Consider the following 16,249-nt stretch of genomic DNA (forward strand, 5'->3'; position numbering starts at 1 on the left):
CGGTGCCGGGGAGGTCGCGGTGCTGGGGAGGTCGCGGTGCTGGGGAGAGGAAGTGGCGGTGCCGGGGAAGGAAGGGGAGGGAGGTGGCGGCGCCGGCGGGGTGGGCTTTTCGTGGGGTGATGGGCCGGAAGCGGCGTGATCGGCTTGCGGCCGACGGCGGCCGGGTGTGGGCCACGGCAACTTTCGGTGGGCGTACCGGAAAAGGTTTTTGGTTGTAGCGTCGGGCCGTGTGAGCTCGTTGGGGTTGGTGGCGCGGAACCGGGACTTCCGGCGGCTCTTCGCTGCTGAGCTGGTGGTGTTCGGGTCCGACTGGTTCGTGATGGTGCCGCTGCTCGTGTTGTTGCCGGAGCTCACCGGCAGTGGGGTGTGGGGTGCGCTGGTGCTGGCCGCCGACACCGGGATCATCGCGTTGCTGCTGCCTTATACGGGCACGATCGCCGACCGGTTCGATCGGCGGAAGATCATGATGGTGTCGAACCTGGCCGCGGTCGTGGCGGTGGCGCTGCTCTTTCTGGTGCGGTCCGCGGCGACCGCGCCGCTCGCTCTCGTCGCGGTCGGCGCCGTGGCGGTGGCCAAGGCCTTCTATTCGCCGGCGGCCACCGCGGCTCTGCCCAATGTGGTCGATGCCGAGGATCTCGCGGCGGCCAATGCCGTCTCCGGCTCGGCCTGGGGCACCATGACGATCGTCGGCGCCTCGCTCGGCGGCGTGGTGAGCAGCGCGTTCGGACCCTACGTCTGCTTCGGCGTGACCGTCGTCTGCCTGCTGCTCGGGGCCGGCGTGACGGCGCTGATCCGGCGGCCGCTGCAGGCCCCGCGCGAGTCCGGCGAGCACCCGCGCACCTGGCACGCGCTGCTCGAGGCGTTGCGCTACATCGGGGCCCGGCCGCGGATCCGGGCGCTGGTCACGGTCAAGTCGGCGGTCGGGCTGGGCAACGGCGTGCTCACCGTCTTTCCGCTGCTGGCCGGGCTCTTCGGGGTCGGCGCGCTGGGCGCCGGGCTGCTCTTCGCCGTGCGCGGCGCGGGCGCGCTGGTCGGCCCGCTGGTGATGGCGCCGGTGCTGCGCCGCCGCAGCTGGCTGCTGCCGGGGCTGGCGCTCTCCATGAGCCTCTATGGCATCGGCTATCTCGGGGTCGCCGTCACCCCGTGGTTCTGGCTGGTGCTCGTGCTGGTCTTCGTCGCGCATTTCGCCGGCGGGACGAACTGGGTGCTCTCCAACTTTGCGCTGCAGGGCGAGGTGCCGGATCGCTTGCGCGGCCGGGTCTTCGCCACCGACATGATGCTGGCGACGCTGGCCATCGCGGTCAGCCAGCTCGGCGCGGCGGCCGTGGTCGATCACGTCAGCGAGCGGGTGATCCTCGCAGGTTGCGGTTTGATCACATTGACATATGCCATCGGCTGGCGGATCGCGACCCGCAAGCTGTCGCTGACCGACGGCCCGGTCGACGTCGAGCCGCCGGCCGACGAGCCTCAGCCGGGACTGCGATAGGCCGGGTCGGCGGCGGGCGGCTGATAACCCGGCGGAGCCGGATCGGAGCCGGGCGACCTGCTCACCAGACCCGCGACCACCAGGATCAGGCCGGCCGCCTCGACCAGGGTGAGGATCAGCCCGACGGTCGCGCTGAGCACGCCGAAGCCGGTCGCCCGCACATCGAGCGCCTGGATCAGCTGCGGGAACAGGATCACCCAGAGCGCCCGGAGGATCACGTTGACGGCGAGCAGCACGAGGCCGAACTGCGCCAGCGTGGCGGCCCGCGGGCCGATCCGGGCGCGCCGCTGCACGACCAGGACCAGGCCGACGATCAGCACGACGAGCAGGATCAAATTGGGCAGCGTGCCGATCACGCTGGAGAACAGGTATTCCATGGTCGCCGAAGGTATCGGGTGGGTGCGACAGGTCCGGATCTAGCATGAGCGGATGGGCCTGACCTTCGCCGCCGAGCCGGCGTCCGTGCGCACCCCGGCGACCAGCGCCAACCTCGGTCCCGGCTTCGACGCGCTGGGTCTCGCACTGACCCTGCACGACGACCTGACCGCGCGGGTCACCGACGCCGGGTTCGCCGTCGAGATCACCGGCGAGGGCGCCGGCGAGCTTCCGACGGATGGGCGACACCTGGTGGTCCGGGCCATGCTCGAGACCTTCGACGAGCTCGGCGGCCGGCCCTCCGGACTGATCGTGACCTGCGTCAACCGCATCCCGCAGGCGCGCGGCATGGGTTCCTCGTCGGCCGCCATCGTGGCCGGCGTCCAGCTCGCCCGCGCCCTGGTGGCGGGCGGTGTGGAGGCTCTCGGCGACGAGGGCGCGCTGCGCGTGGCGGCACGGATCGAGGGTCATCCGGACAATGTCGCGCCGTGCCTGCTGGGCGGCTTCACGATCGCCTGGACCGAGGGTTCCGGGGCTCGGGCGGCAAAGCTGCAAACCCATCCTTCGGTACGCCCGACGATCTTCGTGCCGGCCGAGAAGGGCTACACCGCCACCGCCCGGCGTGCACTCCCACCTGCGGTTCCGCACCAGGACGCGGCGTTCAACGCGGGTCGCTCCGCCCTCCTGGTGCACGCGCTCACCACCGACCCAACGCTGCTGCTCCCGGCCACCGAGGACCGTCTGCACCAGGGCTACCGCGCCGAGGCCATGCCGGGCACCGCCTCGCTGGTGGCCGCCCTGCGCTCGGTCGGCGTGGCCGCCACGGTCAGTGGCGCGGGCCCGTCGGTGCTCGCATTCACCGAGGTCCCGGGCGATTTCCGGGCGGGAACAGAATGGCGCGCCGAGTCGTTGGGCGTGGATGGCACCGGAGCCCTTGTCAAAGGGGGTATGGTGGGACACGCCGAGCGGACCACTGTTGCCGCAGGTCGCACGAGTTGACTACGCTCTAGACCTGGCACAGCCGCGAAGCAAAGCGATCAACCGCGGTTCGGCGCGCACCCCCGAGACCATGGCAGTTCTTGCCTGTCTCAATTCTCATCAAGGCACACGCCGAGCAGCAGTCATCTGATCGATCGGTGCACTCGCCGAGACCTATCCATCTCTGACAGATGGGTCGGGAAACCGTCGAGCTGCCGTGCTGCACAACACCCCCGCATCGCTGGCGCGAGGCGGGCACCGAGGCACCCGCCACCATGGCTGCAGACCCGGGTGACTCGGCATTTTTCGACGGAAGGAATCCATTGAGCGACACCACCGACGTGACGTCGGGTGTTTCTGACGTCGCTGACGACGGCGCCGGCACACCGAGCGCCACCAAGCGTCGCCGTGGCGGCACCGGTCTGTCCGCGATGCTGCTGCCCGAGTTGCAGAGTCTGGCCGCGTCCCTCGGCATCTCCGGCACCGCCCGGATGCGCAAGGGCGAGCTGATCACCGCGATCTCCGAGCGTCAGGGCGGGGGCGCCCCGGCCGAGAAGGCCACCGCCACCACGCCCACCCGGTCCCGGAGCCGTGCGAACGGCGCCGCGGCCACGGCGGCCGCCGAGACGGCGATCGCCCAGCCCGCATCGATCGCCCAGCCCGCATCGATCGCCGAGCCCGCACCGATCGCGGTGGCGACCGCGCCGGTCGTCAAGGCGACCGCCCCGGTGAAGACCGTCGAGACCGCCAAGGTGGAGACGGCCCCGGCTCAGGACACCCAGCCGGTGCAGAACACCCCGCCGCAGAGCGTCCCGGCCGTCGTGCAGAGTTCACCGGCCGCGGCCGAGACCGCGCAGGGCGAGACCGACACCCGCGAGCGGAGCGACCGCGAGCGTGGCGGCCGTGACCGCCAGCGCAACCGCAACGACCGCGGCGAGCGCAACGACCGTGGTGACCGCGGCGAGGCCGGCGACCAGCCGCGCGGCGACCGTGAGCCCCGTGACCGCGCCGAGCCCCGTGACCGCGCCGAACCCCGTGACCGCAACGAGTCGCGTGACCGTGGCGAGCCGCGCAACGACCGCAACGACCGCGACCGCGGCGGCAACGACCGCGGCCGCAATGACGCGAACGACGACGATGACAACGACGGCGGTGAGGGCGGCCGGCGCAGTCGGCGCAGCCGCTTCCGTGACCGGCGGCGGGGTCGCGGCGACCGGGACGGCAACGACGGCCAGCGCGATGGTGGCCAGCGCGATGGTGGCCAGCGCGATGGTGGCCAGCGTGACGGTGGCCAGCGTGACGGTGGCCGCGACGGGGGGCGCGAGCCGAACGAGGAAGAGGTCCTGGTTCCGGTGGCCGGCATCCTCGACGTGCTGGACAACTACGCGTTCGTCCGCACCACGGGCTACCTGTCCGGCCCGAACGACGTCTACGTGTCCATGTCACAGGTCAAGAAGCACGGCCTGCGCGCGGGCGACGCGGTCACCGGCGCGGTCCGCTCGGCGCCGCGGGACAGCAACGACGGCGGCAGCGGCAACGCCCGGCGGGACAAGTACAACCCGCTGGTCCGGCTGGACACCATCAACGGCATGGAGCCGGAGGAGGCGCGCCGGCGGCCGGAGTTCTACAAGCTGACCCCGCTCTACCCGCAGGAGCGGCTGCGTCTCGAGACCGAGGCGCACATCCTCACCACCCGGGTCATCGACCTGGTCATGCCGATCGGAAAGGGGCAGCGCGCGCTGATCGTGTCGCCGCCGAAGGCCGGCAAGACCATGGTGCTGCAGGCGATCGCCAACGCGATCACGCACAACAACCCCGAGTGCCACCTGATGGTCGTGCTGGTCGACGAGCGGCCCGAAGAGGTCACCGACATGCAGCGCTCGGTCAAGGGCGAGGTCATCGCGGCCACGTTCGACCGGCCGCCGCAGGACCACACCGCGGTCGCCGAGCTCGCCATCGAGCGGGCCAAGCGGCTGGTCGAGCTGGGCCACGACGTGGTCGTGCTGCTCGACTCGGTGACCCGGCTCGGCCGGTCCTACAACCTGGCGGCGCCGGCCTCCGGCCGGATCATGTCGGGTGGCATCGACTCCACCGCGCTCTACCCGCCGAAGCGTTTCCTCGGCGCGGCGCGCAACGTGGAGAACGGCGGCTCGCTGACCATCCTCGCCACCGCGCTGGTGGAGACCGGTTCGATGATGGACACGGTCATCTTCGAGGAGTTCAAGGGCACCGGCAACGCGGAGTTGAAGCTGGATCGGAAGATCGCCGACAAGCGGGTCTTCCCGGCCATCGACATCGACCCGTCCGGCACGCGTAAGGAAGAGATCCTGCTCGGCAAGGAAGAGCTGGCGATCATCCACAAGCTGCGCAAGGTGCTGCACTCGCTCGACTCGGGCGCGGCACTCGACCTGCTGCTCGACCGGCTCAAGCAGAGCCGGACGAACATCGAGTTCCTGATGCAGATCGCGAAGTCGACGCCAGGCGAGTAACGGAACCAATTGCACAAAAGGGGCACCGGGTTATCCCGGTGCCCTTTTCGTCGCACACCATGTGTGATCGACCACGTCCGGGGTCGTGCGAACCTCCCTGAGCACGTCGGCTCAACGTGGGGAGGTTGCTCGATGATCGTGCCGGGCTACCGCGACCAACCGACCGAGCGCTGGGATCGGGTCGCCCCGGTCGACGCGAAGGAGGCCGAGGACTTCCTGCGCCAGTGCTATCTCGAAAATCCGCGGCTGGGCCCGGTCGAACCGCGGCTGGCGATAGTGCGGGCGCAGATCGCGGCGACCGGCAGCTACGTGCACACCACCGAGGAGCTGTCCTACGGCGCGAAGATGGCCTGGCGCAACGCCGGCCGGTGCATCGGCCGCCTCTACTGGCGCAGCCTGGTGGTGCTCGACCGGCGCCGGGCCCGCGCCGCGGACGACATCTACTCGCTGCTCGTGCACCACTTGCAGGCCGCGGGCCGGTCGGCCATCCGCCCGGTGATCAGCATCTTCGCCGCCGCCCAGCCGGGCCAGCCCTACGCCCGGGTGTGGAACGAGCAGCTGATCCGCTACGCCGGCTATCGCGACGAGACCGGGCGCACGGTCGGCGACCCGCGGGCGATCGCGTTCACCGAGGCGATGCGGGGCTTCGGCTGGCGGGGCAAGGGTGACGCGTTCGACGTGCTGCCGCTGGTGATCGAGACGCCGGGCGAGGGGGTGCGGCTCTACGAGTTGCCCGAGCGCGCGATCCGCGAGGTGCCGATCACGCATCCCGAGCACGGCTGGTTCGCCGAGCTCGGGCTTCGCTGGCACGCGGTCCCGGCGATCTCCAACATGCGGCTGACCGTCGGCGGGGTGCACTATCCGCTGGCGCCGTTCAACGGCTGGTACATGGGCACCGAGATCGGGGCGCGCAACTTCGCCGACGCGGACCGCTACGACATGCTGCCGACGGTCGCGGCCCGGCTCGGGCTGGACACCAGCCGGGAGTCGACGCTGTGGCGGGACCGGGCGCTGGTCGAGCTCAACCGGGCGGTGCTGTGGTCGTTCGAGAAGGCCGGCGTGAAGATCAGCGACCACCACACCGAGGCGCAGCGGTTCATGGCGCATCTGCGCAACGAGGAACGGGCTGGGCGGCGGGTGCCGGCCGACTGGACCTGGATCGTGCCGCCGATGTCCGGCGCGCTCACGCCCGTGTTCCACCGCTATTACGACGAGCTGGACCTGCGGCCGGCCTTCTACCTGGACGACGAGGCGGCGACCTTGGCACGCGACGGATCCCGGTGCCCGTACGCGAAACCTTAGGCTGCGGGGATGATCCGGCCGAGGGTGCTCCGCGAGGGTGACGTGGTCGCGCTGGTGTCGCCGTCCGGGCCGCTGGCGCCGGAGCGGGCGACCGGTCCGCTGGAGGTGCTCGAGCGGTGGGGACTGCGCCCGCGGCTCGGCGCGCACGCCCTCGGCCGGCACGGGCTGTTCGCCGGCACCGACGCGGATCGGCTGGCCGACTTCAACGCCGCGCTGCGCGACGACGAGGTGCGCGGGATCTGGTGCCTGCGCGGGGGATACGGCGCTCAGCGGATCGCCGACGACCTCGATTTCCGGGCCGCCCGCGCGGATCCGAAGCTGGTGATGGGCTTCTCCGACATCACCGCGCTGCACCTCGCGCTGTGGTGCGAGGCCGGGCTGGCCACCGTGCACGGGCCGACGGCGGCCTACACCGAGCCGGGCGGCGGTCACCCGACCGAGATCGGGGCTCGGCAGGCGTTGCTGACCACCGACCCGGTGGTGCTGACCGCGGACCGGGCGGAGAGCACCTTCCCGGTGCGGATGCCCGGACGGGCCACGGGAGTGCTGCTCGGCGGCAACCTCACGGTGCTGGCGGCGACCGCGGGCGCTCGGCACCGCCCCGATCTGCGCGGCGCGATCCTGCTGCTGGAAGAGGTCAACGAGGAGCCCTATCGGATCGACCGATACCTCGTGCAGCTCGCGCGGGCCGGTTGGCTGGACGGGGTCGCCGGGGTCGCGGTGGGCCAGTTCTCGGACTGCGTCGATCCCGATCCGGGGCCGTCGGCGGCCGAGGTGCTGATCGAGCGGCTCGAGGGGCTGGGCGTGCCGGTGCTCGGTGGCCTGCCGATCGGGCACGGCGACGAGCAGACCGCGGTGGGGCTGGGCGTGCCGGCGGTGCTCGACGCCGACGCGGGCACGCTCACCGTCGAATCGGTGGCGGTCGGCTAGGCGAACTCGTTGACCTCGAAGGTTTCCAGGGTGGGGGCTGGGCCGTGCTGTGGGCGTACCCAGCAGAGGAGCTGATGGGACAGCTCGGCCGCGGGGATCCGGCCGGCGCTGCGCACCACGAAGCCCTCGGAGGTGCGCGGGTCGCGCCCGCGCGACCAGGCGGCGCGGGCCGCGGAGAGGCCGACGCCGCGATAGAGGACCGGAACCACCGGCAGTTCCAGGCGTTCCGCCCAGTCGACGGTGTCGTCCCAGCCGAGCAGCGTGTCGGTTTCGTCCCAGATGCCGTGCACCAGAAAGACGCCGGGCAGATCGATGTACGCGATCCGCCGGCGCGCCCACATCGACTCGCCGCAGACCCGCCACTCGTCCGGGATGCGGTGCGCGATCATCGTCCAGAGCGCGGTCGCCGGCCGATCCCAGCCCTGCGCCGGTGCGCCGTGCGGACCGTGCAACGCGTCGCGGGTGAAGGTCAGCGGGCCGCCGTCGAGCTTCTCGGTCACTACGAGCTCACCGTCCAACCAGGACAGATCCGGCTGCACCGGCCCGCCGGACGAGTCGGGGAGGTGGTGGAAGGCGCTGCTCATCGGCGGGCGACGTAACGCTCGTGCATGCGGCGGATGGCGAACTCGCCGACCCGGTCCTCCTCGGCGCGGGCGGCGTCGCGGCGCAGGCACTCCTCGACCGGCACGGCGGTGAAGTCGTGCACCTCGAACTTCGCGCCGAACCGGGTGGCCGTCGCCGCCCACTGCCGGACCAGGCCGGGCCGCAGGTTGGTGTCGTCGATCATCACGTCCGCCCGGGCGGTGAGCAGCGTCTCGACCATGCCCTGCTGGACCGCGGTGACCTGACCCTCGGCCCAGGGCGTGAAGATCCGCCGGCCGTGCAGCATCCGCCGCAGGTCGTCGCGGTTGACCCGGACCACCCACGGCTGCAGCCGGCGCGCGAAGGTGGTCTTGCCCGAGGCCGGCAGCCCCCGGGTGATCAGCAGCCTGGTCACCGGAACATCTTCCACGACGACGGGAATGCGGCGAGAGGGCCTCACGTTCCACCCCCTGGACCGGTCGACCAGATGGCATGGCAGACTGGTACATCGGCCACAGGTTCCGGTTCCCGTCCGCCTGGATGCGGACGACCCGGCGACCGCCACTCGAGAGGACCGAAAAGCACATGAAGCCCGACATTCACCCGCAGTACCAGGCGACCGAGGTCGTCTGCTCCTGTGGCAGCACCTTCACCACGCGCAGCACCGCCAAGGGCGGCGAGATCCGCGTCGAGACCTGCAGCGCCTGCCACCCGTTCTACACGGGCAAGCAGCGCGTGCTGGACACCGCGGGCCGGGTGGCGAAGTTCCAGGCCAAGTACGCCAAGGTCAACGCCGGCAAGAAGGCAGCCGACAAGAAGTAGCTTCTCCGACGACGCCCGACCCCGATTCCGGGGTCGGGCGTCGTTTGCTTTTCTCAAAAAGACAACAGGAGAACGACCGTGAGCACTGACCGGCTGACCACCCTGCTGGCCGAATACGCCGACCTCGAGAAGCAGATGGAGGACCCGTCGATCCACGCCGACCAGGCGCTGGTGCGCCGGGTCGGCCGCCGGTTCGCCGAGCTGGCGCCGCTGAACACCGCCTACCACGAGCTGGAGGCGGCGCGCGCCGACCTGGCCGCGGCCAGGGAACTGGCGGCCGAGGACCCGAGCTTCGCCGGCGAGGTGGAGGCGGTCGCCGCCGCCCTCGCGCCGCTCGAGGAGAAGCTCGGCGAGATGCTCATCCCGCGCGACCCGCACGACGCCAAGGACGTGATCATCGAGATCAAGGCCGGCGAGGGCGGTCAGGAGTCGGCGCTGTTCGCCGGGGACCTGCTGCGGATGTACACGCGCTATGCCGAGCGGCACGGCTGGAGCGTCGAGATCATCGACGCGCAGGACTCCGACCTGGGCGGGGTCAAGGACGTGTCGGCGGCGGTCAAGACCAAGGGCGTGCCCGAGGGCGGCCACGGGGTCTGGTCGCGGCTCAAGTGGGAGGGCGGCGTGCATCGGGTGCAGCGGGTGCCGGTCACCGAGTCGCAGGGCCGCATCCACACCAGCGCGGCCGGCGTGCTGGTGCTGCCCGAGGCCGAGGACGTCGACGTGCACATCGAGCCCGGCGACATCCGGGTGGACGTGTTCCGCTCCTCCGGGCCGGGCGGCCAGTCGGTGAACACCACCGACTCCGCGGTCCGGATCACCCACCTGCCCACCGGCATCGTGGTCAGCTGCCAGAACGAGAAGAGCCAGCTGCAGAACCGCGAGCAGGCGATGCGCATCCTGCGGGCCCGGCTGCTGGCCGCCGCGCAGGAGGAGGCCGACGCCGCCGCGTCCGACGCGCGCAAGGCGCAGGTGCGCACGGTGGACCGCTCCGAGCGGATCCGCACCTACAACTTCCCGCAGAACCGGATCACCGACCACCGGATCGGCTACACCGCCTACAACCTCGACCTGGCGCTCGGCGGCGACCTCGACGCGGTGCTGGACGCGCTGGCCGAGGCGGACCGGGCGGCCCGGCTGGCCGGTGGCTCGGAGATCAGCCGACGGCCATGACGGCGACCGTGATGCCGGGGACGCCGACCTCGAAGATCGCGCAGGCCAGCCGCCCCCGGGAGAGCTGACAGCCCTGGTCGGACATCTGCGACACGGCGCCGCGCAGCACCAGGCGGTCGTCGAGCAGCTGGTGGACGGCCAGCCGGGTGGGCGGATCGCGGGTGATGGTCAGCAGCACCAGGTCGCCGGTGGCGTAGTCGAACACCGCCATGCCCGGCGGGAACGCGGTGATCATCTGTCCGGTGGTGGCGTCGATCACGCCCGAACTGGTGGCCCGGTGGTTCTCCGCGAACAGCCGGGTGCCGTGCAGCGTGCGGGCGTAATCCCAGCCCTGGCTGCGCCACCGCTCCCGGCCGGTCCGCGGGTCCAGCGCGCGGACCCCCTCCGGACCGCCGCCGCCACCGACGCAGACCAGCCGCCCGCAGTCGAAGACCCCGGCGGTGGCCGGCTCGGTGCGACCCCAGACCCGATCCAGGGTACGCAGATCGAACGCCGTCAGAGTCTGCCGCGTCCCCTCGGTGCGCACCGAGAACAGCAGGTCGCCCGTGGTGTGCAGGTATGCGTACGAGTCCTCGCCCAGGGACGCCGGTGACGGCCAGGGCACGGTCGCGGCCCGCACCAGAGACCCGTCGGCGATCCGGCGCACCTCGATCCGCCCGCCCGACGTGCCCGTGACGACCAGGGCGGGACGGGCCGGGTCGTCCCCGGCCACGGTCCACGTGGTGGTCAGTCCGGGCAGCGTCCTGCTCCAGAGCACCGTGCCGTCGGCCGGCCGCACCAGGTGCATCCGGATCAGCTGGCCGCGCGGGTCCCACTCGAGCTGCAGGATGCCGTCCGGACTGCCGAGGGTGGCCTCGCCCCGGTGCCGCCAGCGCAGCGCGCCGGTGCGGGCGTCCAGCGCCAGGGTGTCCTGGACGGTGTTCGAGCCGTCCGCCTGCTGAGCCACCGACGGCACCAGCACCAGGCCCGGGACGCTGGTGTTCAGCCAGCCCGGCGGGGTCTGCAGTGGATAGGTCCAGAGCCGCTCGCCGTCCACCGCCGAATAGGCGACCACGCCCGGGGTCAGGCCGGCCCGGTGCACATAGAGCATGTCGCCGTCGAGCGTGAACTGCTCGGTGATCGGCATCCGCCACAGCGTGCGCAGGCCGCGCTCCTCGGGTCGCGCCGATCCGGCGACGCCGAGCAGCACCGCGACGGTCAGCACCGCCACCGCGATCCACCGCACGTCGCGCGCCCGGATCGGCCGCTCCGCCGACGCGGGCGCCTCGGAGGACAGCTCGCCGAGCTCGATGACGGTCATCAGCCGACCGCCTTGACCACCAGGCGGTAGCCCTTGTTGCCGGAGCCGATCATGCAGGCCAGCCGTCCCTCGGAGAACTGGCAGCCCTGGTCGGTGGCGCCGCCCAGGGCGCCGCGCACCGCCAGCTCGTCGTGGTGCAGGCGATAGACCGCCAGCTCGGCCGGCTGCGTCGCGGTGAAGGCCAGCACCACCACGTCGCCGTTGACCGGATCGGGGGCGACCAGGCCGTTCGGGAAGACGGTCAGCACCTTGCCGGTGCGGGCGTCGACCACGCCGTGGTTGGTGTCCCGGTGCGATTCGTAGAGCATCCGCGGTCCGTCCAGCGGCCGGGCGTAGTCCCAGCCCGGGCTGGACCAGACCGGGTCGCCGGTGGCCGGATCGAGCGCCTCGACGCCGGGCCGGTCGCCCGCGCAGATCAGCGCACCGCACGGGAAGACGCCGCCGCGCCCCTCACCGCGCCAGGTCCAGACCGGCCGCAGCGTGTCCGCGTCGAAGGCCGTCATCAGCTGGGCGGCGCCCTGCTGCCGGACGACGAGCATCATCTCCTCGGTGCCGTGCACGTAGGAGTAGTCGCCGCTCTCGTCGTCGAGATCGCCGGCCTGCCAGGGCACCGTGCCGGCCCGCAGCAGCGAGCCGTCGGCCAGGCCGCGCACCTCGACCCGGCCGGCCGGGGTGACCGTGGCGAACCAGCCGGCGCCGGTGGCCCAGGTGGAGAGCGGCTCGGACGGCTCGTACGTCCACACCTCGCCGCCGTCCCCCGGCCGAACCATCCGCAGACCCCGCAGCGCGTTGCTCGATTCCTCCCAGTCGGCCAGCAGCACCCCGTGCTCGCCGCTGAACGCCAGCTGGCCGGGGCTCTGCCAGAGCAGATCGCCGGTGCGCTCGTCGAGGGCGAGCGTCTTGGAGTCGATGCCGGCCGGCTGGTCGCCCGCGATCGCCATGATCAGCAGTCCGGGCACCGAGGTGTCCAGCCAGTCGGCGGTGCGCTCGACCGGACTGCTCCAGCGCAGCCGCCCGGTCGCCGTGTCGTATGCCTCTACCAGCGGATCCGGGTCCACCCGGTCGCGATAGAGGGTGTCGCCGTCGAGCACGAACGGCTGCGAGTCGGCCGGCATGCTCCACAGCGTGCGCAGGCCCTGCGGCTCGGCCGGCACCGCCGACGCGGTCACCGACACCAGGCAGGCCAGCGCGAGTGCCGCCGCGATCGGCCAGCGCAGGTCGGACCGCCGGAGCCGCCGCTCGGGCGGCGGGGTGGTGGCTGAGCCGGACGAGATCTCGCCCAGCTCGATCAGGGTCATGCCGGTGTGCGGGCCGCGGCCGCAGCTGCCAGGGCGGCGCTCAGGCTGCGCCCGTTGGTGCCCACCTCGGACCAGCCGGCCGCCACCCCGATCGGCGTGCCGGGCACGATCACCTGCCAGTTCTCCGCTGCGGCGGCGGCGCTGATCCGGCGCGACACCTCGGCCGCCTGGGTCGGTCCGGCCCCGGGCAGCACCACCACGAACTCGTCGCCGCCGAAGCGGGCGACGAAGTCACCGCGTCGCATCACCCGATTCAACACCCCCGCGATACGTTGCAACACCAGGTCACCGCAGTGCCGGCCATGCCGGGCGTTGACCGCGGTGAAGCCGATCAGGTCGCACACCCCGACCGCGGCGCGCTCGCCGCGGGCCAGCATGCCGGTCACGTAGTGCTCGAGCTGGCGCCGGTTGGGCAGGCCGGTGAGCGGGTCGGTGAGCGTCTCGTCGCCGTAGCGGCCGGAGTCGCGCTGCTGGATGTCCTGGGCGTCGAGCCGGGCGGCCACGCCGTCCAGATAACCGTCGCGCAGCCGGTCGACGCGCTGGGCGGCGAGCCGGAACGCGTGCCGGTCGGCCGCGTGCGCCGACGCGTGGTCGCCCGCCGAGGTGTAGCAGATGCTGCGCAGCCGGGCCGGTTCGGCGGCGCCCAGCACGTCGGCCGCGACCGGCACCGCGTCGAGCTGGGCCAGCGCCTCGGCCGGCCGGTCGGCGGCGATCGCCAGGCAGACCCCGCCGAGGTGGCGCAGGTCGCGGGTGCGCGCGCTGTCGCCGCCACGGGTCAGCCAGGCCGCCGCGTCCGCGCCGGTGCGCTCGCCCAGCGCCGCACGCCGGGCCAGCGCATAGCCGTAGACCGCCCGGCTGTGCGGGCGCAGCCGCTGGTCGGCGCCGGTGGCCACGTATCTCACCAGCTCGGCGTCGATGTCGCGGAGCACGCGCAGGCAACCGTCGGAGTCGCCGTGGTGGTCGAGGGAGACCGCGTTGCGCAGCCGGATGCCCGGCGCGGCGAACACCTCGGCCGGCAGGCCGGCCGCCGCGCCGACCTCACGCGCCTGTTCAATAGCGGTCAGGGCATGCCCGTGGAAACCCAGGTACGAATATGCCATCGCGAGGTCGTGCCAGCCCCACGCGGTCTCCGTGTCGCCGTCCGGCACCGCGGCCAGCGCCCGGGACGCCTGCACGAGATGGGTCACGCCCCGGTCCAGCGCGCTCTGCAGATGGGCGGCGAGCGCGGCGAAGGCGTGCATCTGACCGCGCAGATAGGGATCCGGGACCTCGCGCACGGCCGCCGAGGCAGCCGTCATCGCGGTGGCGAACTCGGCCACCCGGCCCAGATTGATGAGCGCGCCGAAGCGTTGCACCAGCGCGTATGCCCGCGTCGTGGGGTCGGCAGTCGAGTCGAGGACGCGGTCGAGGATGGGCAGAGCCTTGGCGGACCTGCCGCCTTGTTGCAGACGCCCCGCCTCCCGCAAATCCTCGACGTTGTCCGCGAGCTGGTCCAACCAACTCACCAGGCGCCTCCCCGGCCGATCGCCGTCACGCACGACGTTTCATGATTATGCCGTGACAGCGGCTGACGAACACCCCTCGGCTGGGACGGACCGGACACCATTCGCATCGATCATGGTCAGAGCGATATCGGACCTGACCGCCGCGGGCGTCGAGTCGCCCCGGGCGGACGCCGAGCTGCTCGCCGCCGCGGTGCTCGGAATCGGACGCGGCCGCCTCGCGCTGGTCGACGCGATGCGGACCGGGGAGAGCGCGCGGTTCGCCGAACTGGTGGCCGGCCGGGCCCGGCGGATCCCGCTGCAGCACCTGCTCGGGGAAACCTCCTTCCGGCATCTCGACCTGGCGGTGGGCGAGGGGGTGTTCATCCCGCGGCCGGAGACCGAGCTGCTGGCCGGGTGGGGGATCGAGCACACCGCGGCCGGCGCGACCGTGGTGGACCTGTGCAGCGGCAGCGGGGCGATCGCGCTCTCGGTGGCCGACGAGGCGGAGCCCGGCCGGGTGCTCGCCGTCGAACGGTCGCCGGCCGCGCTCGAGTTCCTCCGCCGCAACGCCGGCGACCGGGTCGAGGTGGTGCCCGGCGACGTGACCGATCCCGAGTTGCTGCGCGAGCTGGACGGGCTGGTGGACGTGGTGCTCTGCAACCCGCCGTACGTGCCGGCCGGGACCCGCGTACCCGAAGAAGTGGCCGCGCACGATCCCGCCGAGGCCGTGTTCGGGGGCGCGGACGGCCTCGCCGTCATCCGCCCGGTCGTCGCGCTCGCCGCGCGGCTGTTGAAACCGGGCGGAGTGGCCGGGATCGAGCACGACGACACGCACGCGCTCGTGGTGCCCGAGCTGTTCCGGGCGGACGGCCGTTTCGACGAGGTGGCCGAGCACGACGACCTCACCGGCCGGCCGCGATATGCGACCGCACGCCGGAGATGAACGGCATGGCAGACTGCATCTCGTGATGCTCTACGACTGCCGCACCCTGGCCGATCGCGACCGCGGCGTCGCCGCCGCCATCGAGGCGGTCAAGAGCGGCGAGCTGGTGGTGATGCCGACCGACACGGTCTATGGCGTCGGCGCGGACGCCTTCACCCCGCACGCGGTGAGTGCCCTGCACAACGCCCGGGGGATGGAACGCAGGATCGCCCCGCCGGTGCTGGTCGGGTCGCGGCACACGCTGGACGGACTGGTCTATTCCCTGCCCAAGGCGGCGCGTGAGCTGGCCGACGCGTTCTGGCCGGGAGCGCTGACCCTGATGGTCGAGCACTCGCCGAGCCTGCAGTGGGATCTGGGGGAGACCGGCGGGGTGGTGGGCGTGCGCATGCCGCTGCACCCGGTCGCGCTCGAGGTGCTGCGCGAGGTGGGCCCGATGGCGGTGACCGCGGCCAACAAGATCGGCGGGGTCGCGCCGACCACCGCCGAGGAGGCGCGCGAGCAGCTGGAATATTCGGTGCGCATCTATCTGGAGGCGGGCGCGGCGGCCGAGCCCGCGCCCAGCACGATCGTGGACGTCACCGGCGACACCCCGCGCGTGGTCCGGATGGGCGCGATCCCGCTGGAGAAACTGCGCGACGTGGTGCCGGACATTCTCGAGCCGGAGGCCTCCTGACGTGGCGCCGTTCACCGTTCTGCACGTCTGCATGGGCAACATCTGCCGCTCGCCGATGGCCGAGCGGCTGCTCGACCGCGCGATCCGCGACCGTGCGCCGGAGGCCGCCGAGACGCTGGTGGTCAGCGCCAGCGCGGGCACCGGCGGCTGGCACGAGGGCGAGGAGATGAACCCGCCCGCGGCCCGGCAGGTGCGCGCCCGCGGCGGCGTCACCGACGGCTTCGAGGCCCGCAAGCTGCGCGGCGACTTCCTGGACGAGGCCGACCTGATCCTTACCGCCACCGCCGACCAGTTCGACTACGTGGTGGCGTTGGGGCCGGGCGCGGGTGAGGGGCGCCTCTCTGTTGGGGGGGTTGTCCCGGTTTCTTTTGGGGGGGTGGAAGGCGAAACTGCGCTTCGCCGGGGGAGGCAGAAGGG

The 16,249-nt window shown here is 72.3% G+C and carries 16 protein-coding genes; 10 read left to right on the top strand and 6 right to left on the bottom strand.

What is annotated here, in order from left to right; translation table 11 throughout:
• Positions 1 to 229 precede the first annotated feature (229 nt).
• Positions 230 to 1,486 (top strand): MFS transporter, encoded by a 1,257-nt coding sequence (locus ACZ6TI_RS00905; protein ID WP_465342897.1) that lies wholly within the window; start codon positions 230 to 232, stop codon positions 1,484 to 1,486.
• On the opposite strand, the gene ACZ6TI_RS00910 is transcribed toward ACZ6TI_RS00905, so the two are convergent.
• Positions 1,468 to 1,863: a hypothetical protein gene (locus tag ACZ6TI_RS00910; protein ID WP_465342898.1), complete on the bottom strand. Its 396-nt coding sequence runs from the start codon at positions 1,861 to 1,863 to the stop codon at positions 1,468 to 1,470. The two genes, ACZ6TI_RS00905 and ACZ6TI_RS00910, sit on opposite strands and share 19 nt — an antisense overlap.
• A gap of 52 nt (positions 1,864 to 1,915) precedes the next feature.
• Here ACZ6TI_RS00910 and thrB point away from each other — a divergent pair, with 52 nt between their 5' ends.
• From thrB to ACZ6TI_RS00930, 4 genes are all read left to right on the top strand, one after another.
• A complete protein-coding gene (gene thrB / locus ACZ6TI_RS00915) occupies positions 1,916 to 2,860 on the top strand; it encodes a homoserine kinase (protein WP_465342899.1) in 945 nt (314 codons plus the stop codon).
• Positions 2,861 to 3,162: 302 nt separating this feature from the next.
• Positions 3,163 to 5,328 carry a transcription termination factor Rho gene (rho, locus tag ACZ6TI_RS00920; protein ID WP_465342900.1) on the top strand — a complete coding sequence of 722 codons (2,166 nt, stop codon included), beginning with the start codon at positions 3,163 to 3,165 and terminating at the stop codon, positions 5,326 to 5,328.
• Between the two features lie 132 nt (positions 5,329 to 5,460).
• Positions 5,461 to 6,630: a nitric oxide synthase oxygenase gene (locus ACZ6TI_RS00925; RefSeq protein WP_465342901.1), complete on the top strand. Its 1,170-nt coding sequence runs from the start codon at positions 5,461 to 5,463 to the stop codon at positions 6,628 to 6,630.
• 9 nt (positions 6,631 to 6,639) lie between these two features.
• Positions 6,640 to 7,560 carry a S66 peptidase family protein gene (locus tag ACZ6TI_RS00930; protein WP_465342902.1) on the top strand — a complete coding sequence of 307 codons (921 nt, stop codon included), beginning with the start codon at positions 6,640 to 6,642 and terminating at the stop codon, positions 7,558 to 7,560.
• Here the strand turns inward: ACZ6TI_RS00930 and ACZ6TI_RS00935 are convergent.
• The gene (locus ACZ6TI_RS00935; RefSeq protein WP_465342903.1) at positions 7,557 to 8,144 is read right to left on the bottom strand and encodes an RNA ligase family protein; all 588 of its coding nucleotides are present in this window, start codon (positions 8,142 to 8,144) and stop codon (positions 7,557 to 7,559) included. The genes ACZ6TI_RS00930 and ACZ6TI_RS00935 overlap by 4 nt on opposite strands.
• Positions 8,141 to 8,557 carry an AAA family ATPase gene (locus tag ACZ6TI_RS00940; protein ID WP_465342904.1) on the bottom strand — a complete coding sequence of 139 codons (417 nt, stop codon included), beginning with the start codon at positions 8,555 to 8,557 and terminating at the stop codon, positions 8,141 to 8,143. Before ACZ6TI_RS00940 ends, ACZ6TI_RS00935 begins: the two co-directional genes overlap by 4 nt.
• A gap of 170 nt (positions 8,558 to 8,727) precedes the next feature.
• Here ACZ6TI_RS00940 and rpmE point away from each other — a divergent pair, with 170 nt between their 5' ends.
• Together rpmE and prfA are read left to right on the top strand one after the other, a co-directional pair.
• Entirely contained in the window at positions 8,728 to 8,964 is a 237-nt protein-coding gene (gene rpmE, locus ACZ6TI_RS00945; protein ID WP_465342905.1) for a 50S ribosomal protein L31, read from the top strand.
• Positions 8,965 to 9,042: 78 nt separating this feature from the next.
• Positions 9,043 to 10,134: a peptide chain release factor 1 gene (prfA, locus tag ACZ6TI_RS00950; protein ID WP_465342906.1), complete on the top strand. Its 1,092-nt coding sequence runs from the start codon at positions 9,043 to 9,045 to the stop codon at positions 10,132 to 10,134.
• Here the strand turns inward: prfA and ACZ6TI_RS00955 are convergent.
• The 3 genes from ACZ6TI_RS00955 to ACZ6TI_RS00965 are packed head-to-tail and all read right to left on the bottom strand — an operon-like array spanning position 10,118 to position 14,237.
• Complete coding sequence (locus tag ACZ6TI_RS00955; protein WP_465342907.1) at positions 10,118 to 11,434, bottom strand: outer membrane protein assembly factor BamB family protein; 1,317 nt, start codon at positions 11,432 to 11,434, stop codon at positions 10,118 to 10,120. The two genes, prfA and ACZ6TI_RS00955, sit on opposite strands and share 17 nt — an antisense overlap.
• Positions 11,434 to 12,732 carry an outer membrane protein assembly factor BamB family protein gene (locus ACZ6TI_RS00960; protein ID WP_465342908.1) on the bottom strand — a complete coding sequence of 433 codons (1,299 nt, stop codon included), beginning with the start codon at positions 12,730 to 12,732 and terminating at the stop codon, positions 11,434 to 11,436. Before ACZ6TI_RS00960 ends, ACZ6TI_RS00955 begins: the two co-directional genes overlap by 1 nt.
• Positions 12,729 to 14,237: a GGDEF domain-containing protein gene (locus tag ACZ6TI_RS00965; protein ID WP_465342909.1), complete on the bottom strand. Its 1,509-nt coding sequence runs from the start codon at positions 14,235 to 14,237 to the stop codon at positions 12,729 to 12,731. Before ACZ6TI_RS00965 ends, ACZ6TI_RS00960 begins: the two co-directional genes overlap by 4 nt.
• Before the next feature lie 112 nt (positions 14,238 to 14,349).
• Between ACZ6TI_RS00965 and prmC the strand changes: the two genes are divergently transcribed.
• The 3 genes from prmC to ACZ6TI_RS00980 all read left to right on the top strand — a co-directional run.
• Positions 14,350 to 15,159: a peptide chain release factor N(5)-glutamine methyltransferase gene (gene prmC / locus ACZ6TI_RS00970; protein ID WP_465342910.1), complete on the top strand. Its 810-nt coding sequence runs from the start codon at positions 14,350 to 14,352 to the stop codon at positions 15,157 to 15,159.
• Positions 15,137 to 15,832: an L-threonylcarbamoyladenylate synthase gene (locus ACZ6TI_RS00975; protein WP_465342911.1), complete on the top strand. Its 696-nt coding sequence runs from the start codon at positions 15,137 to 15,139 to the stop codon at positions 15,830 to 15,832. The genes prmC and ACZ6TI_RS00975 overlap by 23 nt, the downstream gene beginning before the upstream one ends.
• Before the next feature lies 1 nt (position 15,833).
• The coding region (locus tag ACZ6TI_RS00980) for an arsenate reductase/protein-tyrosine-phosphatase family protein (protein WP_465342912.1) at positions 15,834 to 16,249 on the top strand (416 nt) is incomplete at its 3' end.

The organism is Actinoplanes sp. NPDC051388 (genome assembly GCF_055586225.1).

Excerpts from the sequence above, each read along its gene's own strand:
- ACZ6TI_RS00910 (WP_465342898.1), bottom strand. The coding sequence starts at position 1,863 with ATGGAATACCTGTTCTCCAGCGTGATCGGCACGCTGCCCAATTTGATC.
- thrB (WP_465342899.1), top strand. The coding sequence starts at position 1,916 with ATGGGCCTGACCTTCGCCGCCGAGCCGGCGTCCGTGCGCACCCCGGCG.
- ACZ6TI_RS00925 (WP_465342901.1), top strand. The coding sequence starts at position 5,461 with ATGATCGTGCCGGGCTACCGCGACCAACCGACCGAGCGCTGGGATCGG.
- ACZ6TI_RS00930 (WP_465342902.1), top strand. The coding sequence starts at position 6,640 with ATGATCCGGCCGAGGGTGCTCCGCGAGGGTGACGTGGTCGCGCTGGTG.
- ACZ6TI_RS00935 (WP_465342903.1), bottom strand. The coding sequence starts at position 8,144 with ATGAGCAGCGCCTTCCACCACCTCCCCGACTCGTCCGGCGGGCCGGTG.
- rpmE (WP_465342905.1), top strand. The coding sequence starts at position 8,728 with ATGAAGCCCGACATTCACCCGCAGTACCAGGCGACCGAGGTCGTCTGC.
- ACZ6TI_RS00955 (WP_465342907.1), bottom strand. The coding sequence starts at position 11,434 with ATGACCGTCATCGAGCTCGGCGAGCTGTCCTCCGAGGCGCCCGCGTCG.
- ACZ6TI_RS00960 (WP_465342908.1), bottom strand. The coding sequence starts at position 12,732 with ATGACCCTGATCGAGCTGGGCGAGATCTCGTCCGGCTCAGCCACCACC.
- prmC (WP_465342910.1), top strand. The coding sequence starts at position 14,350 with ATGGTCAGAGCGATATCGGACCTGACCGCCGCGGGCGTCGAGTCGCCC.
- ACZ6TI_RS00975 (WP_465342911.1), top strand. The coding sequence starts at position 15,137 with ATGCGACCGCACGCCGGAGATGAACGGCATGGCAGACTGCATCTCGTG.